This window comes from Streptomyces sp. NPDC030021, from assembly GCF_055574035.1.
In genome coordinates this window covers 411959-438534 of the sequence record NZ_JBVIAH010000002.1, presented here as the reverse complement: position 1 = coordinate 438534, position 26576 = coordinate 411959, and the positions used below count along the sequence as shown (strand labels likewise).

Here is a 26576-nt window from a genome sequence, read left to right as displayed (position 1 = left end):
CGGCAGCGGCCTCGGCGGCCGGGGCGGTCACGGCGCGGGTGGCACGACGACGGGCACGCGGAGCCGGAGCGGCCGGAGCCTCCTCCTCGACCACGGCGGCGGGAGCCTCGGCCACGGCGGCCGGAGCCTCGACCACGGCAGCGGCCTCGGCGGCCGGGGCGGTCACGGCGCGGGTGGCACGACGACGGGCACGCGGAGCCGGAGCGGCCGGAGCCTCCTCCTCGACCACGGGCGCGGCCTCAGCCACGGCGGCCGGAGCCTCCGGGGCGGCGACGGCACGGGTGGCGCGGCGGCGGGTCCGCGGAGCGGGAGCGGCGGGCTCCTCGGCGACGGGCGCGACGGCGGCGGCCACGGGCTCGGCGGCCGGGGTCTCGCCGACGACGGCCTCGGCGGCCGGGGCGGCCACGGCGCGGGTCGCGCGGCGGCGGGGACGGGCGGGGGCGGCGGCCGGAGTGGCCTCTTCGGCGGGGGCGGCCGGGGCGGCCTCGGTCACCGGGGCCGTCTCGGCGACGGCGCCACCGGGCGGGCCCGCGGGCCGGGAAGCGGCACGGCGGCGACGGCGCGGCGGCAGGTTGTCGCTGGGGCTGCCGCTGTCGGCGCTACCAGCAGAAGTGGTGTCGTTTTCGTTGTTGAGCATTGCGGGCGGTTCTCCCGTCACGCTCCCGGGCGCCGCGGCTGACTTCCGGTCCGGCACGGCTCCGCGTAATGAGCGCGGAACCGGCCTCCGGGGCGCGTTCGCCACACGGGAGCTGTAGTCCATGGCCGCCGGTTCCGTACGTGTTGTCCGTACGGCCTGGCGGAAGTCTTCAGGTCAGTGCGCGGCCCGACCCAGGTGGCTCCCGAGTACCAGGGCTGCGCGACGACGGCGTTCCTTACGCGGCGGGACCTTCCGGCGCCTTCGCGTCGGCTGCTACGGCGGCCGTGGGTGGGGCGGCCGTGTCAGCCTCGCGGTCGGGCGCGAGCGGGTCGGTCACCGTGCCGGACTCCTCGTCGAAGAGCCCCTGCGCCAGCCTGGTCACCGCTGAGGGGACCGGCGGCGCCAGGTCGGCCACAGCTCGGAGACCGGACAGGACGTCGTCGGGTCGCACGGCAGGTGTCAGATGCCGAACAACCAGCCGCAGTATCGCACAGGCATTGTCCAGCGGCCTATCAGCCGGGGCGGGAAGCGCTTCCAGACTGACGACCGCGCCGCGCGTGTCGAAGGTCCGCATTCCGTTCTTGGTCCTGCGCTGCACCTCCACGTTCTCGGCGGCGAGGAAGGCCGTCACGGCCCGCTCGGCCTCGGCGAGCTCCACGCCGTCCAGGCGCAGCTCCCACACGGAGGCGGTCAGCCGGTCCGCGAGGCCCGAGGTGCGGGCCTCGACGGCGTCGATGATGTCGAGTCCGGTGGGCATCGACTCGTCGAGCAGCTCACGGAGCTTCTCGGGGTCGCGGGGCTCGGCGAGTGCGATCTCCAGGTACTCGGCCTCGCTGCCGGTGCCGGTCGGGGCGGCGTTCGCGTACGAGACGCGCGGGTGCGGGGTGAAGCCGGCCGAGTACGCCATCGGCACCTCGGCGCGGCGCAGGGCCCGCTCGAAGGCACGTTGGAAGTCACGGTGACTGGTGAACCGGAGGCGGCCGCGCTTGGTGTAGCGCAGTCGGATGCGCTGCACCACCGGTGCGGGAGGCGGGCCTTCGGGCTGTCGCTTGCCCAGTGGTTCTTCTCCTTGTGCGGGGCTCCGCGGCTCGCACGTCGCCCTGAGGTCTGTCGACCCGCTCCGGCTCACCCCTGCCGTCGGGGCAGGGAGATCTCGTCTGCGGGTGCCGCGTCGGCGGCTGTCGTACTACCCAGAGTACGCGCCCGTGACCTCGCCGGTTCCACGGGAGGAGTACCGAACAGCGCACGGCGTACGGTGGCCGGCGCCTCGCGGACCGCGGCGCGGCCGGTCCGCCAGACCTCGCGGACGGCGTGCCCGACGGGGGTGAGAACGTGCCGGTACACCTGGGACGCGGGCCACCCGATCAGCACCCAGCCGATCCGTTTGAGTCCGCGCCACAGCGCGGCGGTGATCAGCCCGGCCACGTGCCAGGCCCGTACGAGGACCCGTCCGGCCGGAGCGAGCAGGTACCGGTACAGGCCGATGGCCAGCCAGACGAAGCCGAGCCCGACGGGCCGCAGCAGATACCGGTACACGGCGACCGCCAGCCATACGAGGCCCAGCCCGACGGGCCGCAGCACGTACCGGTGGACCACCGCGGCCAGCCATGCGATCCCGCGGCCGACGGGCGCGAGCACGTACCGCCACAGCCCGACCCACGGCCACACGAACAGCGTCATGCCGAGGGCCCACACGATCCGGCCGACGCCCTTGGCGAGGGGTGCGAGCAGGTAGCGCATGCCGCCCCGGCCCAGCCAGGCGAGCGCCTCGCCGAGCGGACGCAGCACGTAGGCGCCCAGGATCCGCCCGGCCGGCGCGAGCAGGTGGTCGTACGCGCCGCGGCCCAGCCACGCCAGGCCCCGCCCGACCGGGGTGAGCACGTACCGCCAGAGCCCGGCCCACGGCCAGACGAGGACCAGCTTGAGCAGGACGGTCAGCAGCCATCCGAGCCCACGGAGCGCCGGAGCGATGACATGGACGTACAGCGGCCCGAGGACGTGCCGGTGCACGGCCCGGCCCCCGGCGGCCAGCAGTTCCCAAACCACTCGTACGGGCAGTACGACGAGTACGGCGACGATCTTGACGGGGACCCTGATGACGCCCACCAGGCACCCGTCGCCGCCGCCGGCCGGAGGTCGCTTGTCCGTTTCCATGCAGGGAAGGACACACGAGAGGCCCCCACCCGTTGCGGGCGGGGGCCTCTCGTGACCCAAGGGTTACTTCACGACGGACAGCGGCAGCAGCTTCTTGCCGGTGGGTCCGATCTGAATTTCGGTCTGCATCTGAGGACACACGCCACAGTCGAAGCACGGGGTCCAGCGGCAGTCGTCGACCTCGGTCTCGTCGAGGGCGTCCTGCCAGTCCTCCCAGAGCCAGTCCTTGTCGAGACCGGAGTCCAGGTGGTCCCAGGGCAGGACCTCCTCGTAGGTGCGCTCGCGGGTCGTGTACCAGGCCACGTCCACGCCGTAGGCGGGGAGGGTCTTCTCCGCCGCCTCCATCCAGCGGTCGTAGCTGAAGTGCTCGCGCCAGCCGTCGAAGCGGCCGCCCGACTCGTACACGGCGCGGATGACGTCGCCGATGCGGCGGTCACCGCGCGAGAGGAGGCCCTCGACGATGCCCGGCTTGCCGTCGTGGTAGCGGAAGCCGATGGAGCGGCCGTACTTCTTGTCGCCGCGGATCTTGTCGCGGAGCTTGCCCAGGCGGGCGTCCGTCTCCTCGGCCGACAGCTGCGGCGCCCACTGGAAGGGGGTGTGCGGCTTGGGCACGAATCCGCCGATGGACACCGTGCAGCGGATGTCGTTCTGGCCGGAGACCTCGCGCCCCTTGGCGATGACGTTGACCGCCATGTCGCCGATCTGGAGCACGTCCTCGTCGGTCTCGGTGGGCAGGCCGCACATGAAGTACAGCTTCACCTGGCGCCAGCCGTTGCCGTACGCGGTGGAGACGGTCCGGATCAGGTCCTCTTCCGAGACCATCTTGTTGATGACCTTGCGCATGCGCTCGGAGCCGCCCTCGGGGGCGAAGGTCAGTCCGGAGCGGCGACCGTTGCGGGTCAGCTCGTTGGCCAGGTCCACGTTGAACGCGTCCACGCGGGTCGACGGCAGGGACAGACCCACCTTGTCGTCCGTGTAGCGGTCGGCGAGGCCCTTGGCGATGTCGGCGATCTCCGTGTGGTCCGCGGAGGACAGGGAGAGGAGGCCGACCTCCTCGAAGCCGGTGGCCTTCAGGCCCTTCTCCACCATTTCGCCGATGCCGGTGATGCTTCGCTCCCGCACGGGGCGCGTGATCATGCCGGCCTGGCAGAAACGGCAGCCGCGGGTGCAGCCGCGGAAGATCTCCACGGACATGCGCTCGTGGACGGTCTCGGCGAGCGGGACCAGGGGCTGCTTGGGGTAGGGCCACTCGTCGAGGTCCATGACCGTGTGCTTGGACACGCGCCACGGCACGCCGGAGCGGTTGGGCACGACACGGCCGATGCGGCCGTCCGGCAGGTACTCGACGTCGTAGAAGCCGGGGACGTAGACGTTGCCGGTCTTGGCGAGACGGAGGAGGACCTCTTCGCGCCCGCCCGGCCGCCCCTCGGCCTTCCAGGTGCGGATGATCTCGGTCATGTCGAGGACGGCCTGCTCGCCGTCGCCGATGACCGCGCAGTCGATGAACTCCGCGATCGGCTCGGGGTTGAAGGCCGCGTGGCCGCCCGCGAGGACGATCGGGTGGTCGACGGTGCGGTTGCGGGCCTCCAGCGGGATGCCGGCGAGGTCCAGGGCCGTGAGCATGTTGGTGTAGCCCAGCTCCGTGGAGAAGGACAGGCCGAACACGTCGAAGGCGGAGACCGGGCGGTGGCTGTCCACGGTGAACTGCGGCACTTTGTGCTCGCGCATCAGTTCTTCGAGGTCGGGCCACACGCTGTAGGTGCGCTCGGCGAGGACGCCCTCGCGCTCGTTGAGCACCTCGTAAAGGATCATGACGCCCTGGTTGGGCAACCCGACTTCGTACGCGTCCGGGTACATGAGCGCCCAGCGGACGTCACAGCTCTCCCACTCCTTGACCGTGGAGTTGAGTTCACCGCCGACGTACTGGATGGGCTTCTGCACATGCGGAAGCAGGGCCTCAAGCTGAGGGAAGACCGACTCGGTCATCACGCGACTTTCGTGAAGCGGGCAGGGGGCAGCTCTCAAGCGTACCCCGAGGCTCAGCCGCCCCCACCCACATGATCATTCCAATGGGGCCCGCAGCGCGGGGTCGGAGGCCTCGGACCAGATGTCCGGAAGTTCGCGTTCGCGCCGCCCGGCCAGGGCCTCCTCGCGGGCGTAGAGCACGCCCCAGGTGAAGGCGGACTCCCCCGCGCCCGTCGCCTGGGCGGCGAGGCCGCGCAGGGCCTCGCGGGCCACCACGCTGTCCTGGTGGTCGCCGAGCAGGTTCTGCACGGACTTCCCGGCCTTGGCCAGGTGCTTCGCCGGCCTGCCGAGGACGGGCTCGGCCGATTCGGCCGCGTAGCGGAAGCGTTTGGCCGCCTTGCGGGCGTCGTGCAGGGCCAGGTCCCGCTCGTGACCCTCGTCGAGGGAGAGCGCGGTGTCGACCCGGCCGGCGAGGCGCGCGTAGTCGTGGAGGACCGCCTTCGGGAGGACCTCCTCCGGGGGCCGGTCGGCGGCCTTCTTCAGCGGCGGGGCGTCCAGCACGGCGTCGAGGGAGTCCAGCAGGGCCACGTAGCGCGCACTGTCGAGCGCGGCGAGGGCCCGGCGCCTCGATCCGGAGCGGCGGGCGGTGTTCCACACGCGCAGCCTGCTGCGGACCGGGCCGGTCATGAGGGTACGGGGCAGCTCGCCGAGGCGGGTCTGGATCCGCTCCAGCAGGACCTCCTGGTCGCGGTCGACGCCGAGCTCGGCGGCGAGCCAGCGCAGCTCCTCGCCGATCGGGTCGGTGGCCGCCCGGTCGATCACCTTGCGGTACGACTTGAAGGCGCTGCGGATCCGGCGGCTCGCGACCCGCATCTGGTGCACGGAGTCCGGCAGCCCGCGCCGCACGGCGGGGTCCTGGGCGACGAGCGCGTCGCGCTGTTCGCGCAGATACGCGAGCACGTGCGCGCCCGCCGTGCCCTCGGGGCCACCGTTCTCGGGCCGGGCCGGGGGCTCGGCCGCGGTCTCGGCGAGGGCCCGGGCGAGCTTCGAGGGGGCGTCGGAGACCCGGAGTCCGGCCTTGCGGAAGGTCTTCTCCACGGCGTCGAGCAGTTCGGGGTCGACGCCGTCGGCGAGTTCCACCTCGACCTCGGTCCAGGTGGCGGTGGCCTCGCCGCGCTCGGCCAGGACGGCGTCGGTGCTCAGTTCCGCGAGCAGGCCCCCGTCGGCGTCGAGCAGATGGCTGACGCGGCGTGAGGAGACCAGCCTGACCTGCGGCTGGAGCCCGGAGCCGCGGACGCGGGAGCGGACGAGGGCGGCGAGGGTGGGCGGGACCGTGTCGCTGAGCGCGGCCCCGATCTCGTCGCGCACTCCCGGGGAGACGGGCAGTTTGAGGTGCCAGCCCTCGTCCGCGCCGCCCGTTCTGCGCCGCAGGGTGAGACCGTCGGCGGCGAGCCTCTGGTCGGGGGTGTCGTAGTAGACGGCGTCGAGGTCGACGGTGCCCTGGTCGGAGACGGCCGCGATGGCGGCCGTGCCCGTCAGGTCCGGCACTCCGCGCCGGGCAGATTTGGCCTTGGAGAACTCGAATTTCCGCTCGATTTCGCGCTTGGTGTCCGCCATAGACCGAACTTAGTCCTGAACGGATCACGTCGACAGGGTGAACGGCACATCAGGCCGACAATGGCCGTTGCACCTTGATCGACTGCAGTAGTCCGATCGCCACCCACACCGCGAACATCGATGACCCTCCGTACGAGACGAACGGCAGCGGGAGCCCGGCCACGGGCATGATCCCGAGGGTCATCCCGATGTTCTCGAAGGACTGGAAGGCGAACCAGGCGATGATCCCGGCGCACACGATCGTCCCGTACAGCTCGGTGGTCTCCCGGGCGATCATGCAGGACCGCCACAGGATGACGCCGATCAGCACCAGGATCAGCCCGGCCCCGATGAAGCCCAGTTCCTCCCCCGCCACCGTGAAGACGAAGTCGGTCTGCTGCTCGGGCACGAACTGGCCGGTGGTCTGCGAGCCCTTGAACAGCCCGGAGCCGGTCAGGCCGCCGGAGCCGATCGCGATGCGCGCCTGGTTGGTGTTGTAGCCGACGCCCGCCGGGTCGAGCTCGGGGTTGGCGAAGGCCGCGAAGCGGTTGATCTGGTACTCGTCGAGGACGCCGAGCTGCCATATCAGGATGGCGCCGCTGGCGCCGGCGCCGAGCAGGCCCACCACCCAGCGGTTGGAGGCGCCGGAGGCCAGCAGCACGCCGAGCACGATCACGATCATGACCATCACGGAGCCGAGGTCGGGCATCAGCATGACGATGCCCATCGGGGCCGCCGCCAGGCAGAGCGCCTTGACGACCGTGCGGTGGTCCGGGTGGGCGAGATCGCCCGCGTCCACCCGGGTGGCCAGCAGCATCGCCATCACCAGGATGATCGTGATCTTCACGAACTCGGACGGCTGGAGGGAGAATCCGCCGCCGATGACGATCCACGCGTGGGCGCCGTTGATGGTGGCGCCGAGCGGGGTCAGCACGGCGAGGATCAGCACGAGGGAGAGCCCGTAGAGGATCGGCACGGCGCCGCGCAGGGTGCGGTGGCCGAGCCAGACCGTGCCGATCATCAGCACGAGGCCGATGCCGGTGTTCAGGGCGTGCCGGGCCAGGAAGTAGTACGGGTCCCCCTGGTTCAGGGTGGTCCTGTTGCGGGTCGCCGACCACACCAGCAGGGCGCCGATGAAGGAGAGGGCGAGCGCGGAGAGGAGTATCGGCCAGTCGAGCCGGCGCACCACCGAGTCGCGGGCGGTGAGCTTGGCCATCGCCCCGCGCTCGGGCGCGTACCGGGAGACGGAGAACTTGTTGGCGGTCTGCATGTCTTCCCTTAGGGGGTGTCTTGTCGATCAGGGCGGATCAGGGAGCGGTGGCCGGTGCCGTGGATCGCAAGGCGGACGAGAGAGGCGACGCGGAGCGTCGCCGACCGAGGACAACGCGGCGAGGCGCGGTGCCGGCCACCGCGAGCCCGCCCTGATCGGCAAGACACCCCCTAATCCTGGCGTGCCGCGGGCGGTGCGGGCGGTGCGGGCGGCCCTGCGAGCACGGCCGGCTCGAGATCCTCCGGGGACGGCGGCACGTACGGCCGGATCTCCGGGGAAGTGATGGAGCCGTCGGGCCCGATCCGGGGCAGCTTCGCCTCGGGGCCCAGCAGCAGGGCCCGCTTCGGGTCCTGCTTGCCGTCCATGGTCAGACCGTAGATGGCGTTGTAGAGGTTGCGTACGGCGGGGCCCGAGGCTCCGGAGCCGGTGCCGCCCTGGGAGATCGTCATGACGATCGTGAAGTCCTTGGTGTAGGTCGCCAGCCAGGAGGTGGTCTGCTTGCCGTAGACCTGGGCGGTGCCGGTCTTGGCGTGCATCGGGATCTTGTCCATCGGCCAGCCGCCGAACCGCCAGGCGGCGGTGCCGCCGGGCTCGACGACCGAGCGCAGGCCCCCGTCGAGGTCGCTGATGGTCTTGGCGTCGATCGGCAGCCGGCCGTGCGACTGGGGCTTGATCATCTCGATGTGCTTGCCGTCGGGGCTGATCACGGCCTTGCCGACCGTGGGGTTGTAGAGGGTGCCCCCGTTGCTGATGGCGGAGTAGGCGGTGGCCATCTGGATGGGGGTGACGAGGACGTCGCCCTGGCCGATGGCGAAGTTGATGCTGTCGTAGGCCTTCAGCTGGTTGCCTTCGAGGCAGCTCTCGTAGGCGATCTGCTCGACGTAGGTGCCGCCCCGCTTGCCCTGCTTGCACCAGGCGTTCTTGTTGGCCTTCCAGAAATTCTGCTTCCACTTCCGGTCGGGGATGCGTCCGGTGACCTCGTTCGGCAGGTCGATCCCGGTCTCGGAGCCGAGTCCGAACTCCCGGGCGGTCCGGTAGAACCAGTCGTGGGCGTCCTTCTTGGGGCTGAGGCCGCCGTCGCGCTGCCACTCCTTGTGGCCCAGGGCGTAGAAGACGGTGTTGCAGGAGAACTTGAGGGCGTCCCCGAGGGTGATGGGACCGTGCCCCTTGGACTCGAAGTTCGCGAAGCTGCGGCCGCCCAGGCTGTAGGAGCTGCTGCAGTTGTACTTGTCGTCGAACTTGTAGCCGGCCCGCACCGCGGCGCTCGCGGAGACCACCTTGAAGATGGAGCCCGCGGGGGCCATGCCCTGGATGCCCCGGTTGAGCAGCGGGTAGTTGGAGTTCTTGCTGGTGAGCCTGGCGTAGTCCTTGCCGGAGATGCCGCCGACCCAGGTGTTGGGGTCGTAGTCGGGCTGGGAGGCCATGGCGACGATGCGGCCGGTCTTGGCCTCCATGACCACGACGGCACCCGAGTCGGCCTCGTACTTGCGGCCGGTGATGTTGTCGGTCTCGTTGCGGACGACCTTCATCGCGTCCTGGAGCTCGTACTCGGCGACGGCCTGGACCCGGGCGTCGATGCTGGTGACGAGGGTGGATCCGGCCACGCCCGGGTCGGACTTGGTCTGGTCCATGACCCGGCCGAGGTTGTCGACCTCGTACGAGGTGACCTCCGCCTTGCCGCGCAGCTGCCTGTCGTAGGTGCGTTCGATGCCGGAGCGCCCGACCTGGTCGGAACGCAGGTGCGGCGAGTCGGAGTCCTTGGCCTTCTGGATCTCCTCGTCGGTGACCGGCGAGAGGTAGCCGAGCACCTGTGCCGTACGGGCCCCGCCGGGGGCCGGGTAGCGGCGGACCGCGGTCGGCTCGGCGGTGATGCCGGGGAAGTCCTCGGGGCGTTCGCGCAGCTGCAGCGCCTGCTGCGTGGTGGCTTCGAGGGTGACCGGGATCGGCTGGTACGGGGAGCCGTTCCAGCAGGGCGCGGGCGTCTGCGAGTCGCAGAGCCGGACCTTGTCCATGACCTCCCTGGGGGTCATGTCCAGGACGTCGGCGAGGCGGGTCATGACGCCCTTGCCCTTGTCCTTCATCTTCATCAGCGCGGTGCGGCTGGCGGAGACGACGAGGCGGGTCTCGTTGTCGGCGAGCGGGACCCCGCGGGCGTCGAGGATCGAGCCGCGCACGGCGGGCTGGACGACCCGCTGGACGTGGTTGCTCTTCGCCTCGTGGTAGTACTCGTCGCCGTTGCGGATCTGGAGGTACCAGAGCCGCCCGCCGAGGGTGAGCAGCATCGAGAAGACGAGCACCTGGATCATGACGAGCCTGATCTCCACCCGGGAGGTACGTCCGGTCTCCGGAGCGTTGGTCACGACTGGTCCTCCCTCACAGCTTTTTGACGCTCTTCACACCCTTGACCGCCTTGACCCCCTTTATACGGACAGCTTTGTTGGCCCGCGAGCGCGCGGTCTTCAGGCGCAGGCCGCCGCGCTGGCTGCCGATGCGCAGGCCCGTGCCGCCGGCCAGCCAGCCGGCGGAGACGTCGGCGGCCTTGTTGGCGGGGCCGCCGCCGGCCTCGACTGCCATCGGGTCGTTCTCGGCGCGCCGGGCCAGGGCCATGATGAACGGCACGGTGAACGGCGCGAGCAGCAGGTCGTAGAGGGTCGCGGTGAACAGCAGTCCGGTCAGACCCACGTGGCGGGCGGCGGTGTCGCCGACGAGGGCGCCCACACCCGCGTAGAGCAGGGTGGAGCCGATCGCGGCGGCGACGACGGTGAGCATCGGGCCCCAGGCGGAACGGAACCGGCCGCCGTCGGGGCGGGTCAGCCCGCAGACGTAGCCGATGACGCACAGCACGAGCGCGTACCGCCCGGCGGCATGGTCGGCGGGCGGGGCCAGGTCGGCGAGGAGACCGGCGGCGAAGCCGATGAGCGCGCCACTGACGTGCCCGTACACGAGTGCGAGCGAGACGACCGTGAGGAGCAGCAGGTCGGGCACGGCGCCGGGCAGTTGGAGCCGGCCCAGGACGGTGACCTGGATGACGAGGGCGACCACGACGAGGGTGGCCGAGAGCAGGATCCGGTTGAAGCGCATGCGTGGTCTGCTCCTAGTCGTCGGCCGGCTTGGCGGGCACGCCGGCGGACCCGGACGGGGTGACCGTGACGGTGACCGTCGGGGTGGGCTTGGGCGCCTCGGGCTTGGGCGGCAGGACCGCGTCGCGGGGGTCCTCGCGCGGCGGCATCACCACGACGCCGACGATGTCCAGGCGCGAGAAGCCGACGAACGGACGCACCCAGACGGTGCGGGTCAGGTCGCCGCGCGAGGGGTCGACCTTGACCACCTCGCCGATCGGCACACCGGGCACGAAGGGCTTGTTGCCGCGCGAGCCGAAGGTGACGAGCCGGTCGCCGGGGCTGACCTTGGCCTTGCCGTTGAGCATCTGGACGGACAGGGCGCGGTCGCCCTGGCCGGTGGCGAAGCCCAGTTCACCGGTCTTCTCCAGCCGGGTGCCGACGGTGAAGTCGGGGTCGTTGGCGAGGACTACGGTGGCGGTGTCGGGGCCGACGGTGCTGACCCGGCCGACGAGCCCGTCCCCGTTGAGGACGGTCATGTCGCGTTCGATGCCGTCCTTGGTGCCGGCGTCGATGGTGACGGTCCAGGAGAAGCCCTGGGCCGCTCCTATGGCGATGACCTCGGCGCCCTTGATGCCGTACTGTCCGGCGCCGGCCCGCTTGAGCATCTCGTCGAGCTCGTGGATGCGGCTGCGGGTCTGGTCCTCGCTGCCCAGCTTGGCCTTCAGCGCCGCGTTCTCGCGCTCCAGCGTGGCGATGCGGTTGTGGCGCTCGCCGGAGTCCCTTACCGCCCCTATGGCGTTGGCGACCGGATCGACCGCGGTCGCCACACCTTCCTCGACCGGGCCGAAGACCGCTGCGGCGGCCTGCCGGGCACCGTCGACCGGCGACTCCTCGCCTGCCCTGATGTCCACCGTGATCAACGCGAACGCGATGGCGATCAGAAGCACCAGGAGCAGCCGGCTTTCTCGTGTGTCCCTCACGTGCGGCGGCCGTGCCTTCCTCGTCGGATTTCTCTTTTGCCTGTATATCAACGATCCGCCGCACGGGCCCGGTAGCACCCGTACGGCGGATCCTTGTGTTCCGCATGGCCCCTCCGGCAGGGAGGGGCATCTGTCAGCGACGGGGCTGGGCGTCCAGGACCTGCTGGAGGGCCTCGAACTCCTCGACGCACTTGCCGGAGCCGAGCGCGACGGAGTCGAGGGGGTCCTCCGCGATGTGGATCGGCATGCCGGTCTCCCGGCGCAGCCGCTCGTCGAGGCCGCGCAGCAGGGCGCCGCCGCCGGTCAGGACGATGCCGCGGTCCATGATGTCGCCGGAGAGCTCCGGCGGGCACTTGTCGAGCGTGGTCTTGACCGCGTCGACGATGGCGTTGACCGGCTCCTCGATGGCCTTGCGCACCTCGGCGGCCGAGATGACGACCGTCTTGGGCAGGCCGGAGACCAGGTCGCGACCGCGGATCTCGGTGTGCTCGTCCTTGTCGAGGTCGTAGGCCGACCCGATGGTGATCTTGATCTGCTCGGCCGTGCGCTCACCCAGGAGGAGCGAGTACTCCTTCTTGATGTGCTGGATGATCGCGTTGTCGAGCTCGTCGCCGGCCACCCGGATGGACTGTGCCGTGACGATTCCGCCGAGGGAGATGACGGCGACCTCGGTGGTGCCGCCGCCGATGTCCACGACCATGTTGCCGGTGGCCTCGTGGACGGGCAGGCCCGAGCCGATGGCGGCGGCCATGGGCTCTTCGATGATGTGCACCTGGCGGGCGCCGGCCTGCGTGGACGCCTCGATGACGGCGCGTCGCTCCACTCCCGTGATGCCGGAGGGAACGCAGACCACCACGCGCGGGCGAGCCAGGTAGCGGCGCTTGTGGATCTTGAGGATGAAGTACCGGAGCATGCGCTCGGTGATCTCGAAGTCGGCGATCACGCCGTCCTTGAGGGGCCGTACGGCGACGATGTTGCCGGGCGTGCGCCCGATCATCTTCTTCGCCTCCGAGCCGACCGCCAGGATGCCACCGGTGTTCGTGTTGATGGCGACCACGGACGGCTCGTTCAGGACGATCCCCCGGCCCCTCACGTACACCAGCGTGTTGGCGGTCCCGAGGTCGATCGCCATGTCACGGCCGATGAACGACATTTTGTTCCCCTTGTTCCCCATGAGGAGCGTCTGGCCTTCCAGTTGATAGCGGCTGCTGTCAGGTCGGCGAGGTGGGTGTGTGGGTGGAGGCCCCATCGTAGTGCCGCAAGTACGAAGACCGCGCGACGGGACTCCGGCAATCCCGCCGGAATGGATACCCGCCCCCTCAGTGGTGACGACGTGTCCTGCCCAGGCGTTCCCGCTTCTGCCCGGAAATACCGGAGGGCGACCGAAATTACTTCGGTCGCCCCAGGTCATGAGCGCTATTCGGCTGATGTTCCGTCAGGAAAGCGTGCTCAGAGCGCCGGGAAGAACAGCTTCAGCTCACGCTCGGCGGACTCCTCGGAGTCCGAGGCGTGGATCAGGTTCTCACGCGTGATCGTGCCGAAATCACCCCGAATGGAGCCCGGCGCTGCGGCGATCGGGTCAGTGGGGCCGGCCAGCTGGCGGACACCCTCGATCACCCGCTCACCTTCGACCACCAGGGCGACGATCGGGCCGCTCGCCATGAAGCCCATGAGGGGCTCGTAGAACGGCTTGCCCTTGTGCTCGCCGTAGTGCGCCTCCAGGGTCTCCTGGTCCAGCGTACGCAGCTCCAGTGCGGGGATGGTCCAGCCGGCCTTCCGCTCGATGCGGCCGATGATCTCGCCGACCAGACCACGACGGACGGCGTCGGGCTTGAGCAGGACGAGGGTGCGCTGGGTCATGTTGCGGCTCCTTGCGGCAAACGGGTGCGGTAGGGCGAATCTACAGGGCCGATCCGGTGACCCGTCACGCAGCGTCAGGCGCCGCGGGCGCCCCCTGCGCCTCCTGGGCGGCCGCCCAGCGCGCCTTGATCGTGTCGATCTTGCGTCCGTAGTGCACGGAGCACCACCACAGTCCGGCGAACACCGCGCCAAGGAAGAACATCGTCGGCACGACGAACCCGCTGAGGACCAGGCCGATCTGCAGGGCCCAGCCCAGCTGCACGGCCCCGGGACGCGCCAGCATCCCGCACAGCAGCACCGACAGCAGCATGGTGACCCCGCACACCGTCCAGACCGCGGCCTGGGTCAGATCGGGGTCCTTCATCGCCACCAGCCCCGCGAAGCCGATCACGAAGAACTCGCCGATCAGCGTGCTCGCACACAGCGTGCGCATCCCTCAGCCCCTCTTCAGCAGCAGGCGGGCCTCGCCCACCGTGATCACGGAACCAGTCACCAGGACCCCGGCCCCACCGTATTCGGCCTCTTCCTCCGCCAGGGTGATCGCCGCCTCCAGGGCGTCGTCCAGCCGCGGCTCCACCTGCACCCGGTCCGCGCCGAAGACCTCGACCGCGACGGCCGCCAGCTCGTCCGCGCCCAGCGCCCGGTGGCTGGAGTTCTCCGTCACCACCACCTCCGCGAAGATCGGCTCGAAGGCCTCCAGCACCCCGCGGACGTCCTTGCCCTCGCTCGCGGCCATGACCCCGATCAGCCGGCTGAAGCCGAAGGACTCGGTGACCGCCTCCGCGGTGGCCACCGCGCCCGCCGGGTTGTGCGCCGCGTCCAGGACCACCGTCGGGCTGCGCCGCACGACCTCCATGCGGCCCGGCGAGGACACCGAGGCGAAGGCCTTGCGCACGGTGTCCACGTCCAGGACCCGGGCGTGCTCCTGGCCGATCCCGAAGAAGGCCTCGACGGCGGCCAGCGCCACCGCCGCGTTGTGCGCCATGTGCGCGCCGTACAGCGGCAGGAAGATGCCGTCGTACTCGCCGCCCACACCGCGCAGCGTCAGCTGCTGGCCGCCGACCGCGACCTCGCGCGAGACGACGCCGAACTCCATGCCCTCGCGGGCCACCGTGGCGTCCACCTCGACGGCCTTCTTCAGCAGCACCTGCGCCGCGTCCACCGGCTGCTGGGCCAGGATCACGGTCGCGTCCTGCTTGACGATGCCGCCCTTCTCCACGGCGATCTCACCGGGCGTGGAGCCGAGCCGGTCGGTGTGGTCCAGGCTGATCGGGGTGACCACGGCGACGGACGCGTCGATGACGTTGGTCGCGTCCCAGCTGCCGCCCATGCCGACCTCGACCACGGCCACGTCCACCGGGGCGTCCGCGAAGGCCGCGTAGGCCATTCCGGTGAGCACCTCGAAGAAGGACAGCCGGTACTCCTCGGAGGCGTCGACCATCTCCACGTACGGCTTGATGTCGTGGTACGTCTCGACGAACCGCTCGGCGGTGATCGGCGCCCCGTCGAGGCTGATCCGCTCGGTGATCGACTGCACGTGCGGGCTGGTGTAGCGCCCGGTGCGCAGCTCGAAGGCGTTCAGCAGGGCCTCGATCATGCGGGCCGTGCTCGTCTTGCCGTTGGTGCCGGTGACGTGGATGGACGGGTACGCGCGCTGCGGCTCGCCCAGCACGTCCATCAGCGCCGCGATCCGCGACACCGAGGGCTCCAGCTTGGTCTCGCCCCAGCGGGTGGCGAGCTCCTGCTCCACCCCCAGCAGCGCCTTGGCGACCTCCGGGTCGACGGGCCTGGCGGGTACCGGGTCGCCCTGCGGCGATCCGGCCTGGGCGCGCAGGGTGCGGCTACCGGCCTCGATCACCGCCAGGTCGGGGTCGCGGTCGGACTCTTCCGCCACGATCTGGTCGAACTCGTCGAAGGTACCGGCGAGGTCGTCGTTGTCGTCGCGGTCGTGGCTCTCGGGCTGCTGGTCACTCACAGGGCCAGTCTACGGACGGGGACCCGGGGGACTTTCGGCCCGGCCGTTTCGGGACCTCCGGCGGCCGGAGCGACCGGATCGTTATGCAAGCCTTGCGGCGGGAGATAGGGGAATAAATGCCGCAGGCCAGCAGCAACAAGACAGCATCCAGTCGCGACATAGGGATCGACCTGGGCACCGCCAACACCCTCGTCTACGCACGGGGGCACGGAATCGTCCTCAATGAGCCGTCCGTGGTCGCCGTGAAGGCGGGCACCACCACCGCCCTGGCCGTCGGTACGGACGCCAAGGAGACCATCGGCCGCACCCCCGGCTCCATCACCGCGATCCGCCCGCTCAGAGGCGGCGTGATCTGCGACTACGAGGCCGCGGAGGAGATGATCCGGCACTTCGTCCGCAAGGCCGTACCGGGCCGGCGGCCCCGCACCCGGATGGTGATCTGCGTCCCCTCCGGCGTCACCCCGGTCGAGCGGCGGGCGATCGTCCAGGCGTCCACCCGGGCCGGAGCCAAGGTCGTACACCTGATCGAGGAGCCGATGGCCGCGGCCATCGGCGCCGGGCTGCCCGTGGCCGAACCCCGCGGCTCCATGGTCGTGGACATCGGCGGCGGCACCTCCGAGGTCGCCGTCATCTCCCTGGGCGGCATCGTCACGTCCAGGTCGCTGCGCGTCGGCGGGGACCGGCTCGACGCGGCCGTCATGGACCACGTACGCAAGGAACACGGACTGCTCATCGGGGAGCGCACCGCCGAGGACGTCAAGCTCGGCATCGGATCGGCCTGGCCGGTCCCGGACCGGCCGGAGCTGGAGACGCGCACCTTCACCGTGCGCGGCCGCGAGAAGGTCGGCGGCATGCCGAAGACGCTCGTGCTGAGCGCCAAGGGCGTGCGGGCCGCCCTCGACGAGCCCGTCGAGGCGATCATCGGCGCCGTGCGCACCACCCTGGAGGAGTGCCCGCCGGAGCTGTCCGGTGACGTGATGGAGCACGGCATCGTGCTGACCGGCGGCGGCGCGCTGCTGCCCGGCCTGGACCTGCGGATGGCTTCCGCCACGGGCATCCCGGTCTTCGTCGCGGACAACCCGCTGGACTGCGTGGCGCTGGGCTCCGGCCGGTGCGTGGAGGACCTGGACACCCTGGGCGGCCTGCCGGCCCCGGCGCGGGGCTGAGGACGTGTCCGCAAAGTCCCGCCTGCCCCGCCCGCCCTTCGGGCGGCCGGCGCTACTTTGCGGACACGTCCTCAGCCCCGCGGGAGGGTGGCGACGACCTCGTACGAGTCCCGCGTGCGCGTCGCCGTCAGGGTCCCGCCCAGGCTGCGTACGCGCTCGGACATGCTCGCCGTGCCCGAGCCCGCCGAGACGGGGGCCCGGCCCGGGGTCCGGGCCGGCAGCGCGTTGCTGACCGCTATCCGCAGCCGGGGGCCGTCCGCCGTGATCGACACGTCGATGGTCTCCCCGTGCGCGTGCTTGGCGGCATTGGTCAGGCACTCCTGCACCACCCGGTAGACCGCCGCCTGCCGCAGCGGGGAGAGCCCGTGCACGTCCTGGTCCATGGCGAGCCGGACGGGCGAACCGGCCCGCCCGCTCTCTTCGGCGAGCGCCGGCAGCCCGTCCACGCCCGGGGTCGAGGCCCGCTCCCCGCGCTGCACGATGATCTCGTTGAGCACCCGATGGGCCCGGCGCGCGGTGTCGGCGAGCTCCTCGAAGTCCGGCCCGTACGCCGTCTCGCGCGCCCGCATCGACAGCACCTCGGAGCGGACCGTGAGCAGGGTCAGCTCGCGCCCGACGAAGTCGTGGACGTCGCGGGCCACGGAGGTGCGCTCCTGCTGGACGGCGTGGAGCACGGCGGACTCGGCCCGCCGGGCCGTCAGCTCCCCCACCAGGTCGTGCCGGTAGGCGGCGATGCCCACCGCGGAGGCGAGCACCCCGATGGGCACGACCACGCTGAGGAACCCGCTGAGGGTCTGCCCCGCGGGCTCGGGCCAGCCCGGCAGGACGAACATGACCAGCGCGAAGGCGACGTAGCCGAGCGTGGCGAGGATCCCGGCCCGGCGCCCGCGGTAGCGGCCGACCGAGTAGAGGGCGAACTGGATCAGGGTGAGCTCGTGCAGCCACCCGATGAAGAGCAGCGCGGCCAGGTACGAGATCCAGGGCTGCCGGCGGCGCACCAGCAGGGTGGTGCAGCCGAGGGCGAGGACGACGACGGCGGTGGGCCCGGTCAGCGAGTTGTCGGCGGCGGCGAGACCCGGGAGGTCGAGGGCCATCAGGCCGAGGCAGCCGAGCGCGGTGAGCACGTCCACGGCCCGCGGCGACCCGGCCCAGCTCTCGGTGAGCCGGCGGCCGGAAGCCACCAGCCGGTCGAAGGCCGGGACGACGGGCTTGACGCGCATGCCCTCCATCATCCGTGGTCAGCGCTTCGGTTCGGATCACCCAGAACCGAAAAGTGAGTGATTTAGGGCACTTCGGACAGCCGTCCGCCGTGACACCGACCCGCGCACGGGGAAGGGATACGGCGAAGGCCCCCGCGTCGACCGACGGCGCGGGGGCCTTCTCCTGTGCGTGCGTACCGGCTGCTAGGCGGCCGGCAGGCCGTCCAGCTGCGCCTGGAGCCGGGCGATGTCCGCCTCGGCCTTGGCGAGCCGGCCCTTGATCTTGTCCACGACGTTGTCCGGGGCCTTGGCGATGAACGCCTCGTTCCCGAGCTTCGCCTCGGCCTGCTGCTTCTCCTTCTCCGCGGCGCCCAGGTCCTTCGTCAGGCGCTTGCGCTCGGCCGCCACGTCGATGGTGCCCGACAGGTCGAGCGCGACGGTGCCGCCGGCGACCGGGAGGGTCGCGGTGGCGCTGAAGGAGTCACCCTCCGGCTGGAGGCGCAGCAGCTGCCGGATGGCCGCCTCGTGCGCGCCCAGCGCGGTGGCGCCCAGCTCCAGACGGGCCGGAACCTTCTGGCCGTCCTGCAGCCCCTGCTCCTTGCGGAACCGGCGGACCTCGGTGATCACCGACTGGACGGAAGCGATCTCCGCCTCGGCGGCCTCGTCGCGGAAGCCGCTGTCCTTCGGCCAGTCGGCGATGACGAGGGACTCACCGCCGGTCAGCGTGGTCCACAGCGTCTCGGTGACGAAGGGGACGACCGGGTGCAGCAGCCGCAGCATGACGTCGACGACCTCGCCGAGGACGCGGCCGGAGACCTTGGCCTGCTCGCCGCCCGCGAAGAAGGTGGTCTTGGACAGCTCGACGTACCAGTCGAAGACCTCGTCCCACGCGAAGTGGTAGAGCGCCTCGCTGAGCTTCGAGAACTGGTAGTCCTCGTAGTACGCATCGACCTGCGCGACCGTCTTGTTCAGCCGGGACAGGATCCAGCGGTCGGTGGCCGACAGCCGCTCGACGGGCGGCAGCTCGCCCTCGATCGTGGCGCCGTTCATCATCGCGAAACGCGTGGCGTTCCAGATCTTGTTGGCGAACTTGCTGGAAGCCTGGACCCAGTCCTCGCCGATCGGGACGTCGATACCCGGGTTGGCGCCGCGGGCCAGGGTGAAGCGGACCGCGTCGGAACCGTACTTGTCCATCCAGTCCAGCGGGTTGACCACGTTGCCGAAGGACTTCGACATCTTCTTGCCGCGCTCGTCACGGACCATGCCGTGCAGGGCGATGGTGTGGAACGGCGGAGTGCCGTCCATCGCGTACAGGCCGAACATCATCATCCGGGCGACCCAGAAGAAGAGGATGTCGTAGCCGGTGACCAGGACGGCGTTCGGGTAGAACTTCGCCAGGCTGTCGGTCTGCTGCGGCCAGCCGAGCGTGGAGAACGGCCACAGGCCCGAGGAGAACCAGGTGTCCAGGACGTCGGTGTCCTGGGTCCAGCCCTCGCCGGTGGGCGGCTGCTCGTCCGGTCCGACGCAGACGACCTCGCCGTTCGGGCCGTACCAGACCGGGATGCGGTGACCCCACCACAGCTGGCGCGAGATGCACCAGTCGTGGAGGTTGTCGACCCAGTCGAAGTACCGCTTCTCCATCTCCTGCGGGTGGATCTTGACCTCGCCGTTGCGGACCGCGTCACCGGCGGCCTTGGCGAGCGGGCCGACCTTGACCCACCACTGCATCGACAGACGCGGCTCGATGGTGGTCTTGCAGCGCGAGCAGTGGCCGACGGAGTGCGTGTACGGGCGCTTCTCGGCGACGATCCGGCCCTCGGCGCGCAGCGCGCCGACGATGGCGGAGCGGGCCTCCAGCCGGTCCAGGCCCTGGAAGGGGCCGTGGACGGTGATGATCGCGTGCTCGTCCATGACGGCGAGGTTGGGCAGGTTGTGGCGCTGGCCGATCTCGAAGTCGTTCGGGTCGTGCGCCGGGGTCACCTTGACGGCGCCGGTGCCGAACTCCGGGTCGACGTGCTCGTCCGCAACGACCGGGATGCGGCGGCCGGTGAGCGGCAGCTCGATCTCGGTGCCGACGAGGTGCTTGTAGCGCTCGTCCTCGGGGTGGACGGCGACGGCCGTGTCACCCAGCATCGTCTCGGCGCGGGTGGTCGCGACGACGATGGACGCGTCGCCCTCGCCGTAGCGGATCGAGACGAGCTCGCCCTCGTCGTCCTGGTACTCGACCTCGATGTCGGAGATCGCGGTCAGGCAGCGGGGGCACCAGTTGATGATGCGCTCGGCGCGGTAGATCAGCTCGTCGTCGTAGAGCTTCTTGAAGATGGTCTGGACGGCCTCGGAGAGGCCCTCGTCCATGGTGAAGCGCTCACGGGACCAGGCGACGCCGTCGCCGAGGCGGCGCATCTGGCCCGAGATCTGACCGCCGGACTCGCCCTTCCACTGCCAGACGCGCTCGACGAAGGCCTCCCGGCCGAGGTCGTGGCGGGACTTGCCCTCCTTGGCGAGCTCGCGCTCGACGACGTTCTGGGTGGCGATGCCGGCGTGGTCCATGCCGGGCTGCCACAGCGTCTCGTAGCCCTGCATGCGCTTGCGGCGGGTGAGGGCGTCGATCAGCGTGTGCTCGAAGGCGTGGCCCAGGTGCAGGCTGCCGGTGACGTTGGGCGGCGGAATGACGATCGCGTACGGAGGCTTCTCGCTCTTGGCGTCCGCCTCGAAGTAACCGCGCTCTACCCAGCGCTCGTAGAGCTTCCCTTCTACCTCGGCCGGCGCGTACGTGGTCGGCAGTTCGGAGGTGGGGCTGCTGGGTGTCTGCGTGTTCTCGGTCACGGAGCACAGTTTAGAGCGGTAACAGTCCAGTCATGAAACCGGTATTCCCGGGGCCCGGCGCCCTTCCCGCGCCTGGCTTCCGTCAGGATGTGTGAAACGTATAAGCAACCTCATTGGGGGACGCGGGATGAGCTACAACCAGCCAGGGCCGTACGAGCAGCAGCCCCAGCAGCCGGGACCGTACGGCCAGCAGCCCCCACCGCCGCCGGGTCCGTACGGTCAGCCCGCCCCCCAGCCCAACCCGTACGGCCAGCCCGCGGCCCCGCAGCCGGGCTACGGCTACCCGCAGCAGCCGGGCGTCCCCCCGCAGGGCTACCCCCAGCAGCCCCCGACGCCGGCGTACGGCTACCCGCAGCAGCAGGCCCCGTACGGCGGCCAGCCCCCGAAGAAGTCCAAGGCCGGGGTGATCATCGCCGTGGTCGTCGCGGTCGCGGTCGTCGCGGGCGCCGGCTGGTACTTCACGAAGGGCGGCGGCGCGGGCGGCGCCATCGCGGCCGACACCAAGGGCTACAAGCTGGTCGCCCCGGAGTCGGTGGACGACTTCAAGAAGGACCCGAAGTACAAGGAGAAGCCCTTCACCGACAAGGACAAGAAGGAAGCCGAGGCGGTCGGCGTCAAGAACGCGACCCAGGTGGGCATGACCTACCAGTCCGGCGACCCGAGCAACCCGCTGGCCGGGAAGCTCCTCAACTTCTCGGGCGTCTACGGCGAGATCGCGGACCCGGAGAAGGCGGTGGACGCGTACTTCGCCCTGGCCAAGCTGCAGAGCGCCAAGGACGACAAGAGCACGGTCGACCTCATCGGGAGCCCCAAGACGATGAGCCCGGCCAACTTCAAGGGCGCCGTGCTGAAGTGCCAGGAAGCCAAGCTCACCTCGAAGGACACGACGACGAAGGGGCCGAAGGAGTTCACGATCCCGATCTGCATCTGGGGTGACTACAGCACCCTGAGCTCGGTCACCTCCATGGAGCTGGCCTCGATGCTCTCCGGCAAGTCGGGTTACACCCAGGAGCAGACCGCGGAGCTCGCCGCGAAGCTCTACAACACCGCCCGCGTCAAGAAGTAGCGGCACAGCAGGACATGCAGAAGGGGCGCCCCCGGCCGGGGGCGCCCTTCTGCTTGCTGCTCTGCGGGCTACGCGGACTTCTCGTGCGGGCCCTGGTCCTTCGGGACGATCCGGGGGACCAGCGTCGGGTTGACGTTGGAGCGGACCACGTCCGAGGTGATGACCACGCGGGCCACGTCCTTGCGGGACGGGACCTCGTACATCACCGACATCAGGACCTCTTCCATGATGGCGCGCAGGCCGCGCGCGCCCGTCTGGCGGAGGATCGCCTGGTCCGCGATGGCCTCCAGCGCCTCGCGCTCGAAGTCCAGCTCGACACCGTCGAGTTCGAACAGCCGCTGGTACTGCTTCACCAGCGCGTTACGCGGCTCGATCAGGATCTGGAGCAGGGCCTCACGGTCCAGGTTGTGCACGGAGGTCAGCACGGGGAGGCGGCCGATGAACTCGGGGATCATCCCGAACTTCACCAGGTCCTCCGGCATGACCTCCTGGAACTGGTCACTGGCCTCGATCTCGCGCTTCGAGCGGATCGTCGCCCCGAAGCCGATGCCCTTGGCACCCGCACGCGACTCGATGATCTTCTCCAGGCCGGCGAAGGCGCCGCCCACGATGAAGAGCACGTTCGTCGTGTCGATCTGGATGAACTCCTGGTGCGGGTGCTTCCGGCCGCCCTGCGGCGGTACGGAGGCGGTCGTGCCTTCCAGGATCTTCAGGAGGGCCTGCTGCACGCCCTCGCCGCTCACGTCGCGCGTGATCGACGGGTTCTCGCTCTTGCGGGCCACCTTGTCGATCTCGTCGATGTAGATGATCCCGGTCTCGGCCTTCTTGACGTCGTAGTCGGCGGCCTGGATCAGCTTCAGCAGGATGTTCTCGACGTCCTCGCCGACGTACCCGGCCTCCGTCAGCGCCGTCGCGTCGGCGATGGCGAAGGGGACGTTCAGCATGCGGGCGAGGGTCTGCGCGAGCAGCGTCTTGCCCGAGCCCGTGGGGCCCAGCAGCAGGATGTTGGACTTGGCGAGCTCGATCGCGTCGTCCCGGCCCTGCGCGCCGCCGTTCTCGCCGGCCTGCACCCGCTTGTAGTGGTTGTAGACCGCTACCGAGAGCGCCTTCTTCGCCGGCTCCTGGCCGACGACGTAGCTCTCCAGGAACTCGTAGATCTCACGGGGCTTGGGGAGTTCCTCCCACCGGACCTCGGAGGTCTCCGCGAGCTCCTCTTCGATGATCTCGTTGCAGAGGTCGATGCACTCGTCGCAGATGTACACACCGGGTCCTGCGATGAGCTTCTTCACCTGCTTCTGGCTCTTTCCGCAGAACGAGCACTTGAGCAGATCGCCGCCGTCACCGATGCGTGCCACGAGGTGCTTCCCCTTCGCCTGGGAGACGCCTGGTTCAGCGCTCCTGGTGCCTCATATCCGACGGTACCTTGCCGGGGGCCCCGTGCGGGGCCCCCTTGACGTGGTTCACATCGCCGAATCCGACGACGTGCTCACGCCAACTGGTGGCAAGGATCAGGCCTTGCTGCTCTTACGGGTGGAGACGATCTGGTCGATCAGCCCGTATGCGAGCGCGTCCTCGGCCGTGAGGATCTTGTCGCGCTCGATGTCGTCGCGGATCTTCTCGATCGGCGTCGTCGAGTGCTTGGCCAGCATGGTCTCCAGCTGGTCACGCATGCGCAGGATCTCGTTGGCCGCGATCTCCAGGTCGGAGAGCTGCTCGCGGCCGGTGCCACCGGAGGGCTGGTGGATCAGCACGCGGGCGTTCGGCAGGGCCATGCGCTTGCCGGGGGTACCGGCGGCCAGCAGGACCGCGGCGGCGGACGCCGCCTGGCCCATGCAGACCGTCTGGATGTCCGGCTTCACGAACTGCATCGTGTCGTAGATCGCCGTCAGCGCGGTGAAGGAGCCACCGGGGCTGTTGATGTAGATGGAGATGTCGCGGTCCGGGTCCATCGACTCCAGGCACAGCAGCTGCGCCATGACGTCGTTGGCGGACGCGTCGTCGATCTGCACGCCGAGGAAGATCACGCGCTCCTCGAAGAGCTTCGCGTACGGGTCGTACTCGCGCACGCCCTGCGAGGTGCGCTCGACGAAGCGCGGGATGACGTAGCGGTTGTCCACCTGCGGGCCGGTGTAGAGGCCGCTCGCGGAGAGGTTGTTCTGCATCTGGGTGTTCACCATCCTGGTGGCGTTCTGCGGGCTGTCGGCTGACGGGTACTGACGGTGGGGCCTGGATCAGGCCCCGGTGCCGCCGCCGCCCGGCGCGTTGGACGCGGCCGAGATGATCTCGTCGATGAGGCCGTAGTCCTTGGCCTCCTCGGCCGTGAACCAGCGGTCACGGTCACCGTCGCGGATGATCGCCTCGACGGTCTGGCCCGAGTGGAACGCGGTGATCTCGGCCATCCGCTGCTTGGTGCGCAGCAGGTACTGGGCCTGGATCTTGATGTCCGACGCGGTGCCACCGATACCGGCGGAGCCCTGGTGCATCAGGATGTCGGTGTTCGGCAGGGCGAAGCGCTTGCCCTTGGCGCCACCGGTGAGCAGGAACTGCCCCATCGAGGCCGCCATGCCCATACCGATGGTGACGACGTCGTTCGGGATGAACTGCATGGTGTCGTAGACGGCCATACCGGCCGTCACGGAGCCACCGGGGCTGTTGATGTAGAGGTAGATGTCCTTCTCCGGCTCGGCGGCCAGGAGCAGGAGCTGCGCGGTGATCTTGTTGGCGATGTCGTCGTCGACCTGCTGGCCGAGGAAGATGATGCGCTCGCCGAGCAGCCGGTTGTAGACATGGTCGCCGAGGCCGCCACCGATGGACGGCTCACCCGCGGCGTAAGGCTTCAGATTCGTCACGTATCCACCTGCTCGTCTCCGACGGCCATGTGCCGTCTCAGCGTCTCGTTCTGGGGTCCGGTCCGGCCGGAGCGGACGGGTCCGCCGGCGCCCGGGTACTCACGTGCCCTCGTATTCATGGACCCTAACGCGCAGGTAGGACAACGCCATCCCGCTTCCCGAACTGTTCGCTCGGAGCGCAAGCTCCCGGGGCCTTCCGGGCACCATGCCGAAGGGCCCGGACACGGCTGTGTCCGGGCCCTTCGGGGCACTGCTCAGTGGGCTTCGCCCGGGGTGTTACTTGGCCTCGTCGGCCTTGACCTCGTCGTCACCGTCGACGGCGGCCTCGACGGTCTCGGCGGCCGTCTCGACCTCGTCCTCGTCGTCGGACAGGTCCACGACGTCACCGTTGGTGTCGACGACCTTGGCGGCCTCGACGACGACCGCGAGGGCCTTGCCGCGGGCGACCTCGCCGACCAGCATCGGAACCTGGCCACCCTCGACGACCGCCTGGGCGAACTGGTCGGGGGACATGCCGGAGGACTGGGCACGGCGCATGAGGTGCTCGGTGAGCTCCTCCTGGTTGACGCCCAGCTTCTCCTTGTTGACCAGCGCGTCGAGGACGAACTGGGTCTTGATGCCCTTGATCGCCTGCTCGGAGGTCTCGGCGTCGAACTCCTCGACCGTCTTGCCCTGGAACTCCAGGTACTTCTCGATGGTCAGACCCATCTGGCCGAGCTGGTGGTGCTCCAGGTTGTGCTTGCGGGTCTGGACCTCGTCCGCGAGGAGCTTCTCGGGGATCGGGACCTCGACGAGCTCCAGCAGCTTCTCCAGGACGCGCTCCTGGGCCTGCGTGGCCTGGTCGTACTGCTTCATGTTCTCGAGGCGCTTGCGGCTGTCCGCCTTGAGGTCCTCGATGGTGTCGAACTCGCTCGCCAGCTGCGCGAACTCGTCGTCCAGCGCCGGGAGCTCCTTGGCGGAGACCTTGGTGACCTTGACGGTGACCTCGGCATCCTTGCCCTCGGCGGAGCCGCCCTTCAGCTGCGAGGTGAAGGTGGCCTCGCCGCCGGCCTCCAGGCCGGTGACGGCCTCGTCGATGCCCTCGAGGAGCTCGCCCGAGCCGATGGTGTAGGAGACGTCGGAGGCGACGCCGTCGGGCAGCACCTCGCCGTCGACCTTGGCCTCGAGGTCGATGGTGACGACGTCACCCTCGGCGGCGGCGCGCTCGACGTCCGTGGTGGACGCGAAGCGGCCGCGCAGCTGCTCGACGGACTTCTCGACGTCCTCGTCCGAGACCTCGATGGCGTCGACCTCGACCTCGATGCCGGAGAAGTCCGGGATCTCGATCTCGGGACGGACGTCGACCTCGGCGGTGAAGGCGAGGACCTCGCCGTCCTTCAGCTCGGTGATGTCCACGTCGGGCTGGCCCAGCGGGTTCAGGTCGGCCTCGTTGACGGCCTCGGTGTAGAACTTCGGGAGCGCGTCGTTGACGGCCTCCTCCAGCACCGCACCGCGGCCGAAGCGCTGGTCGATGACGCGGGCCGGGATCTTGCCCTTGCGGAAGCCCTTCACCGTGACCTGCTGGTTGATCTTCTTGTACGCCGCGTCGAGGCTGTCCTTGAGCTCCTCGAAGGGCACCTCAACAGTGAGCCGAACCCGAGTCGGGTTCAGGGTCTCCACGGCGCTCTTCACGGTTCGGTCTCCTTGTGGCTGACTGCTGGGGATTCTGCCGTCGCGCTGTGATTCAGCGGTTCAGCGGACTTCGGCCCGGTACATCAGACACACGGGCACGCAGCTTGCATAGTAACCGCAAGCGGCAATCAGCCCACAACGCGATCTTGTGGAGACACTGCTGATGGTCGGGGTGGCCGGATTCGAACCGACGACCTTCCGCTCCCAAAGCGGACGCGCTACCAAGCTGCGCCACACCCCGTCGGTGCGACACGTAGGGTACATGCCTGGAGACACTCTGATGCGCGGGGTTTCCCGAGG

General features: G+C 70.0%; 20 protein-coding genes, 1 tRNA gene and 1 pseudogene. 2 read left to right on the top strand and 20 right to left on the bottom strand.

Annotation, left to right across the window (positions count from 1 at the left end):
* From ACZ4YL_RS05080 to folC, 13 genes and pseudogenes are all read right to left on the bottom strand, one after another.
* Window positions 1–637 (bottom strand): annotated as a pseudogene (locus tag ACZ4YL_RS05080) (hypothetical protein); the annotation flags it as partial.
* A gap of 235 nt (window positions 638–872) precedes the next feature.
* Window positions 873–1652: a TIGR03936 family radical SAM-associated protein gene (locus tag ACZ4YL_RS05075; RefSeq protein WP_301371181.1), complete on the bottom strand. Its 780-nt coding sequence runs from the start codon at window positions 1650–1652 to the stop codon at window positions 873–875.
* 110 nt (window positions 1653–1762) lie between these two features.
* On the bottom strand, window positions 1763–2791 hold the full coding sequence (locus ACZ4YL_RS05070; protein ID WP_468113825.1) for a hypothetical protein: 1029 nt from the start codon (window positions 2789–2791) through the stop codon (window positions 1763–1765).
* A gap of 63 nt (window positions 2792–2854) precedes the next feature.
* A complete protein-coding gene (locus ACZ4YL_RS05065) occupies window positions 2855–4780 on the bottom strand; it encodes a TIGR03960 family B12-binding radical SAM protein (RefSeq protein WP_301371177.1) in 1926 nt (641 codons plus the stop codon).
* Window positions 4781–4852: 72 nt separating this feature from the next.
* Window positions 4853–6373, bottom strand: a complete 1521-nt coding sequence (locus ACZ4YL_RS05060; RefSeq protein WP_468113823.1) for a CYTH and CHAD domain-containing protein — start codon at window positions 6371–6373, stop codon at window positions 4853–4855.
* 49 nt (window positions 6374–6422) lie between these two features.
* Window positions 6423–7622 carry a rod shape-determining protein RodA gene (rodA, locus tag ACZ4YL_RS05055; protein WP_468113821.1) on the bottom strand — a complete coding sequence of 400 codons (1200 nt, stop codon included), beginning with the start codon at window positions 7620–7622 and terminating at the stop codon, window positions 6423–6425.
* A 170-nt stretch (window positions 7623–7792) separates the two neighbouring features.
* Window positions 7793–9982, bottom strand: coding sequence for a penicillin-binding protein 2 (mrdA, locus tag ACZ4YL_RS05050; protein WP_468113819.1), 2190 nt, complete (start codon window positions 9980–9982; stop codon window positions 7793–7795).
* 13 nt (window positions 9983–9995) lie between these two features.
* Complete coding sequence (gene mreD, locus ACZ4YL_RS05045) at window positions 9996–10703, bottom strand: rod shape-determining protein MreD (protein WP_468113818.1); 708 nt, start codon at window positions 10701–10703, stop codon at window positions 9996–9998.
* Window positions 10704–10716: 13 nt separating this feature from the next.
* Window positions 10717–11664 carry a rod shape-determining protein MreC gene (gene mreC / locus ACZ4YL_RS05040; protein ID WP_301371167.1) on the bottom strand — a complete coding sequence of 316 codons (948 nt, stop codon included), beginning with the start codon at window positions 11662–11664 and terminating at the stop codon, window positions 10717–10719.
* 133 nt (window positions 11665–11797) lie between these two features.
* Complete coding sequence (locus ACZ4YL_RS05035) at window positions 11798–12817, bottom strand: rod shape-determining protein (protein ID WP_008738981.1); 1020 nt, start codon at window positions 12815–12817, stop codon at window positions 11798–11800.
* Window positions 12818–13113: 296 nt separating this feature from the next.
* Complete coding sequence (gene ndk, locus ACZ4YL_RS05030; RefSeq protein WP_030008577.1) at window positions 13114–13524, bottom strand: nucleoside-diphosphate kinase; 411 nt, start codon at window positions 13522–13524, stop codon at window positions 13114–13116.
* A gap of 64 nt (window positions 13525–13588) precedes the next feature.
* Entirely contained in the window at window positions 13589–13957 is a 369-nt protein-coding gene (locus tag ACZ4YL_RS05025; protein ID WP_468113816.1) for a DUF4233 domain-containing protein, read from the bottom strand.
* Between the two features lie 3 nt (window positions 13958–13960).
* A complete protein-coding gene (folC, locus tag ACZ4YL_RS05020; RefSeq protein WP_468113814.1) occupies window positions 13961–15499 on the bottom strand; it encodes a bifunctional tetrahydrofolate synthase/dihydrofolate synthase in 1539 nt (512 codons plus the stop codon).
* A 116-nt stretch (window positions 15500–15615) separates the two neighbouring features.
* Here folC and ACZ4YL_RS05015 point away from each other — a divergent pair, with 116 nt between their 5' ends.
* Window positions 15616–16665 carry a rod shape-determining protein gene (locus tag ACZ4YL_RS05015; RefSeq protein ID WP_468113813.1) on the top strand — a complete coding sequence of 350 codons (1050 nt, stop codon included), beginning with the start codon at window positions 15616–15618 and terminating at the stop codon, window positions 16663–16665.
* Window positions 16666–16736: 71 nt separating this feature from the next.
* Here the strand turns inward: ACZ4YL_RS05015 and ACZ4YL_RS05010 are convergent, their stop codons facing one another.
* Both ACZ4YL_RS05010 and ACZ4YL_RS05005 read right to left on the bottom strand, forming a co-directional pair.
* Window positions 16737–17885 carry a sensor histidine kinase gene (locus tag ACZ4YL_RS05010; protein WP_468113811.1) on the bottom strand — a complete coding sequence of 383 codons (1149 nt, stop codon included), beginning with the start codon at window positions 17883–17885 and terminating at the stop codon, window positions 16737–16739.
* A 183-nt stretch (window positions 17886–18068) separates the two neighbouring features.
* The gene (locus ACZ4YL_RS05005) at window positions 18069–20690 is read right to left on the bottom strand and encodes a valine--tRNA ligase (protein ID WP_468113809.1); all 2622 of its coding nucleotides are present in this window, start codon (window positions 20688–20690) and stop codon (window positions 18069–18071) included.
* A 127-nt stretch (window positions 20691–20817) separates the two neighbouring features.
* Between ACZ4YL_RS05005 and ACZ4YL_RS05000 the strand changes: the two genes are divergently transcribed.
* On the top strand, window positions 20818–21756 hold the full coding sequence (locus tag ACZ4YL_RS05000) for a hypothetical protein (RefSeq protein WP_468113807.1): 939 nt from the start codon (window positions 20818–20820) through the stop codon (window positions 21754–21756).
* A gap of 68 nt (window positions 21757–21824) precedes the next feature.
* Here ACZ4YL_RS05000 and clpX read toward each other — a convergent pair whose 3' ends face one another.
* From clpX to ACZ4YL_RS04975, 5 genes are all read right to left on the bottom strand, one after another.
* Window positions 21825–23111: an ATP-dependent Clp protease ATP-binding subunit ClpX gene (gene clpX, locus ACZ4YL_RS04995; protein ID WP_301371147.1), complete on the bottom strand. Its 1287-nt coding sequence runs from the start codon at window positions 23109–23111 to the stop codon at window positions 21825–21827.
* Between the two features lie 153 nt (window positions 23112–23264).
* Complete coding sequence (locus ACZ4YL_RS04990; protein WP_468113805.1) at window positions 23265–23933, bottom strand: ATP-dependent Clp protease proteolytic subunit; 669 nt, start codon at window positions 23931–23933, stop codon at window positions 23265–23267.
* 54 nt (window positions 23934–23987) lie between these two features.
* Window positions 23988–24605, bottom strand: coding sequence for an ATP-dependent Clp protease proteolytic subunit (locus ACZ4YL_RS04985; protein ID WP_030008567.1), 618 nt, complete (start codon window positions 24603–24605; stop codon window positions 23988–23990).
* Between the two features lie 276 nt (window positions 24606–24881).
* Window positions 24882–26276, bottom strand: coding sequence for a trigger factor (gene tig / locus ACZ4YL_RS04980; protein ID WP_468113803.1), 1395 nt, complete (start codon window positions 26274–26276; stop codon window positions 24882–24884).
* A gap of 164 nt (window positions 26277–26440) precedes the next feature.
* Window positions 26441–26517: transfer RNA gene (locus ACZ4YL_RS04975), tRNA-Pro, on the bottom strand.
* Between the last annotated feature and the right edge of the window lie 59 nt (window positions 26518–26576).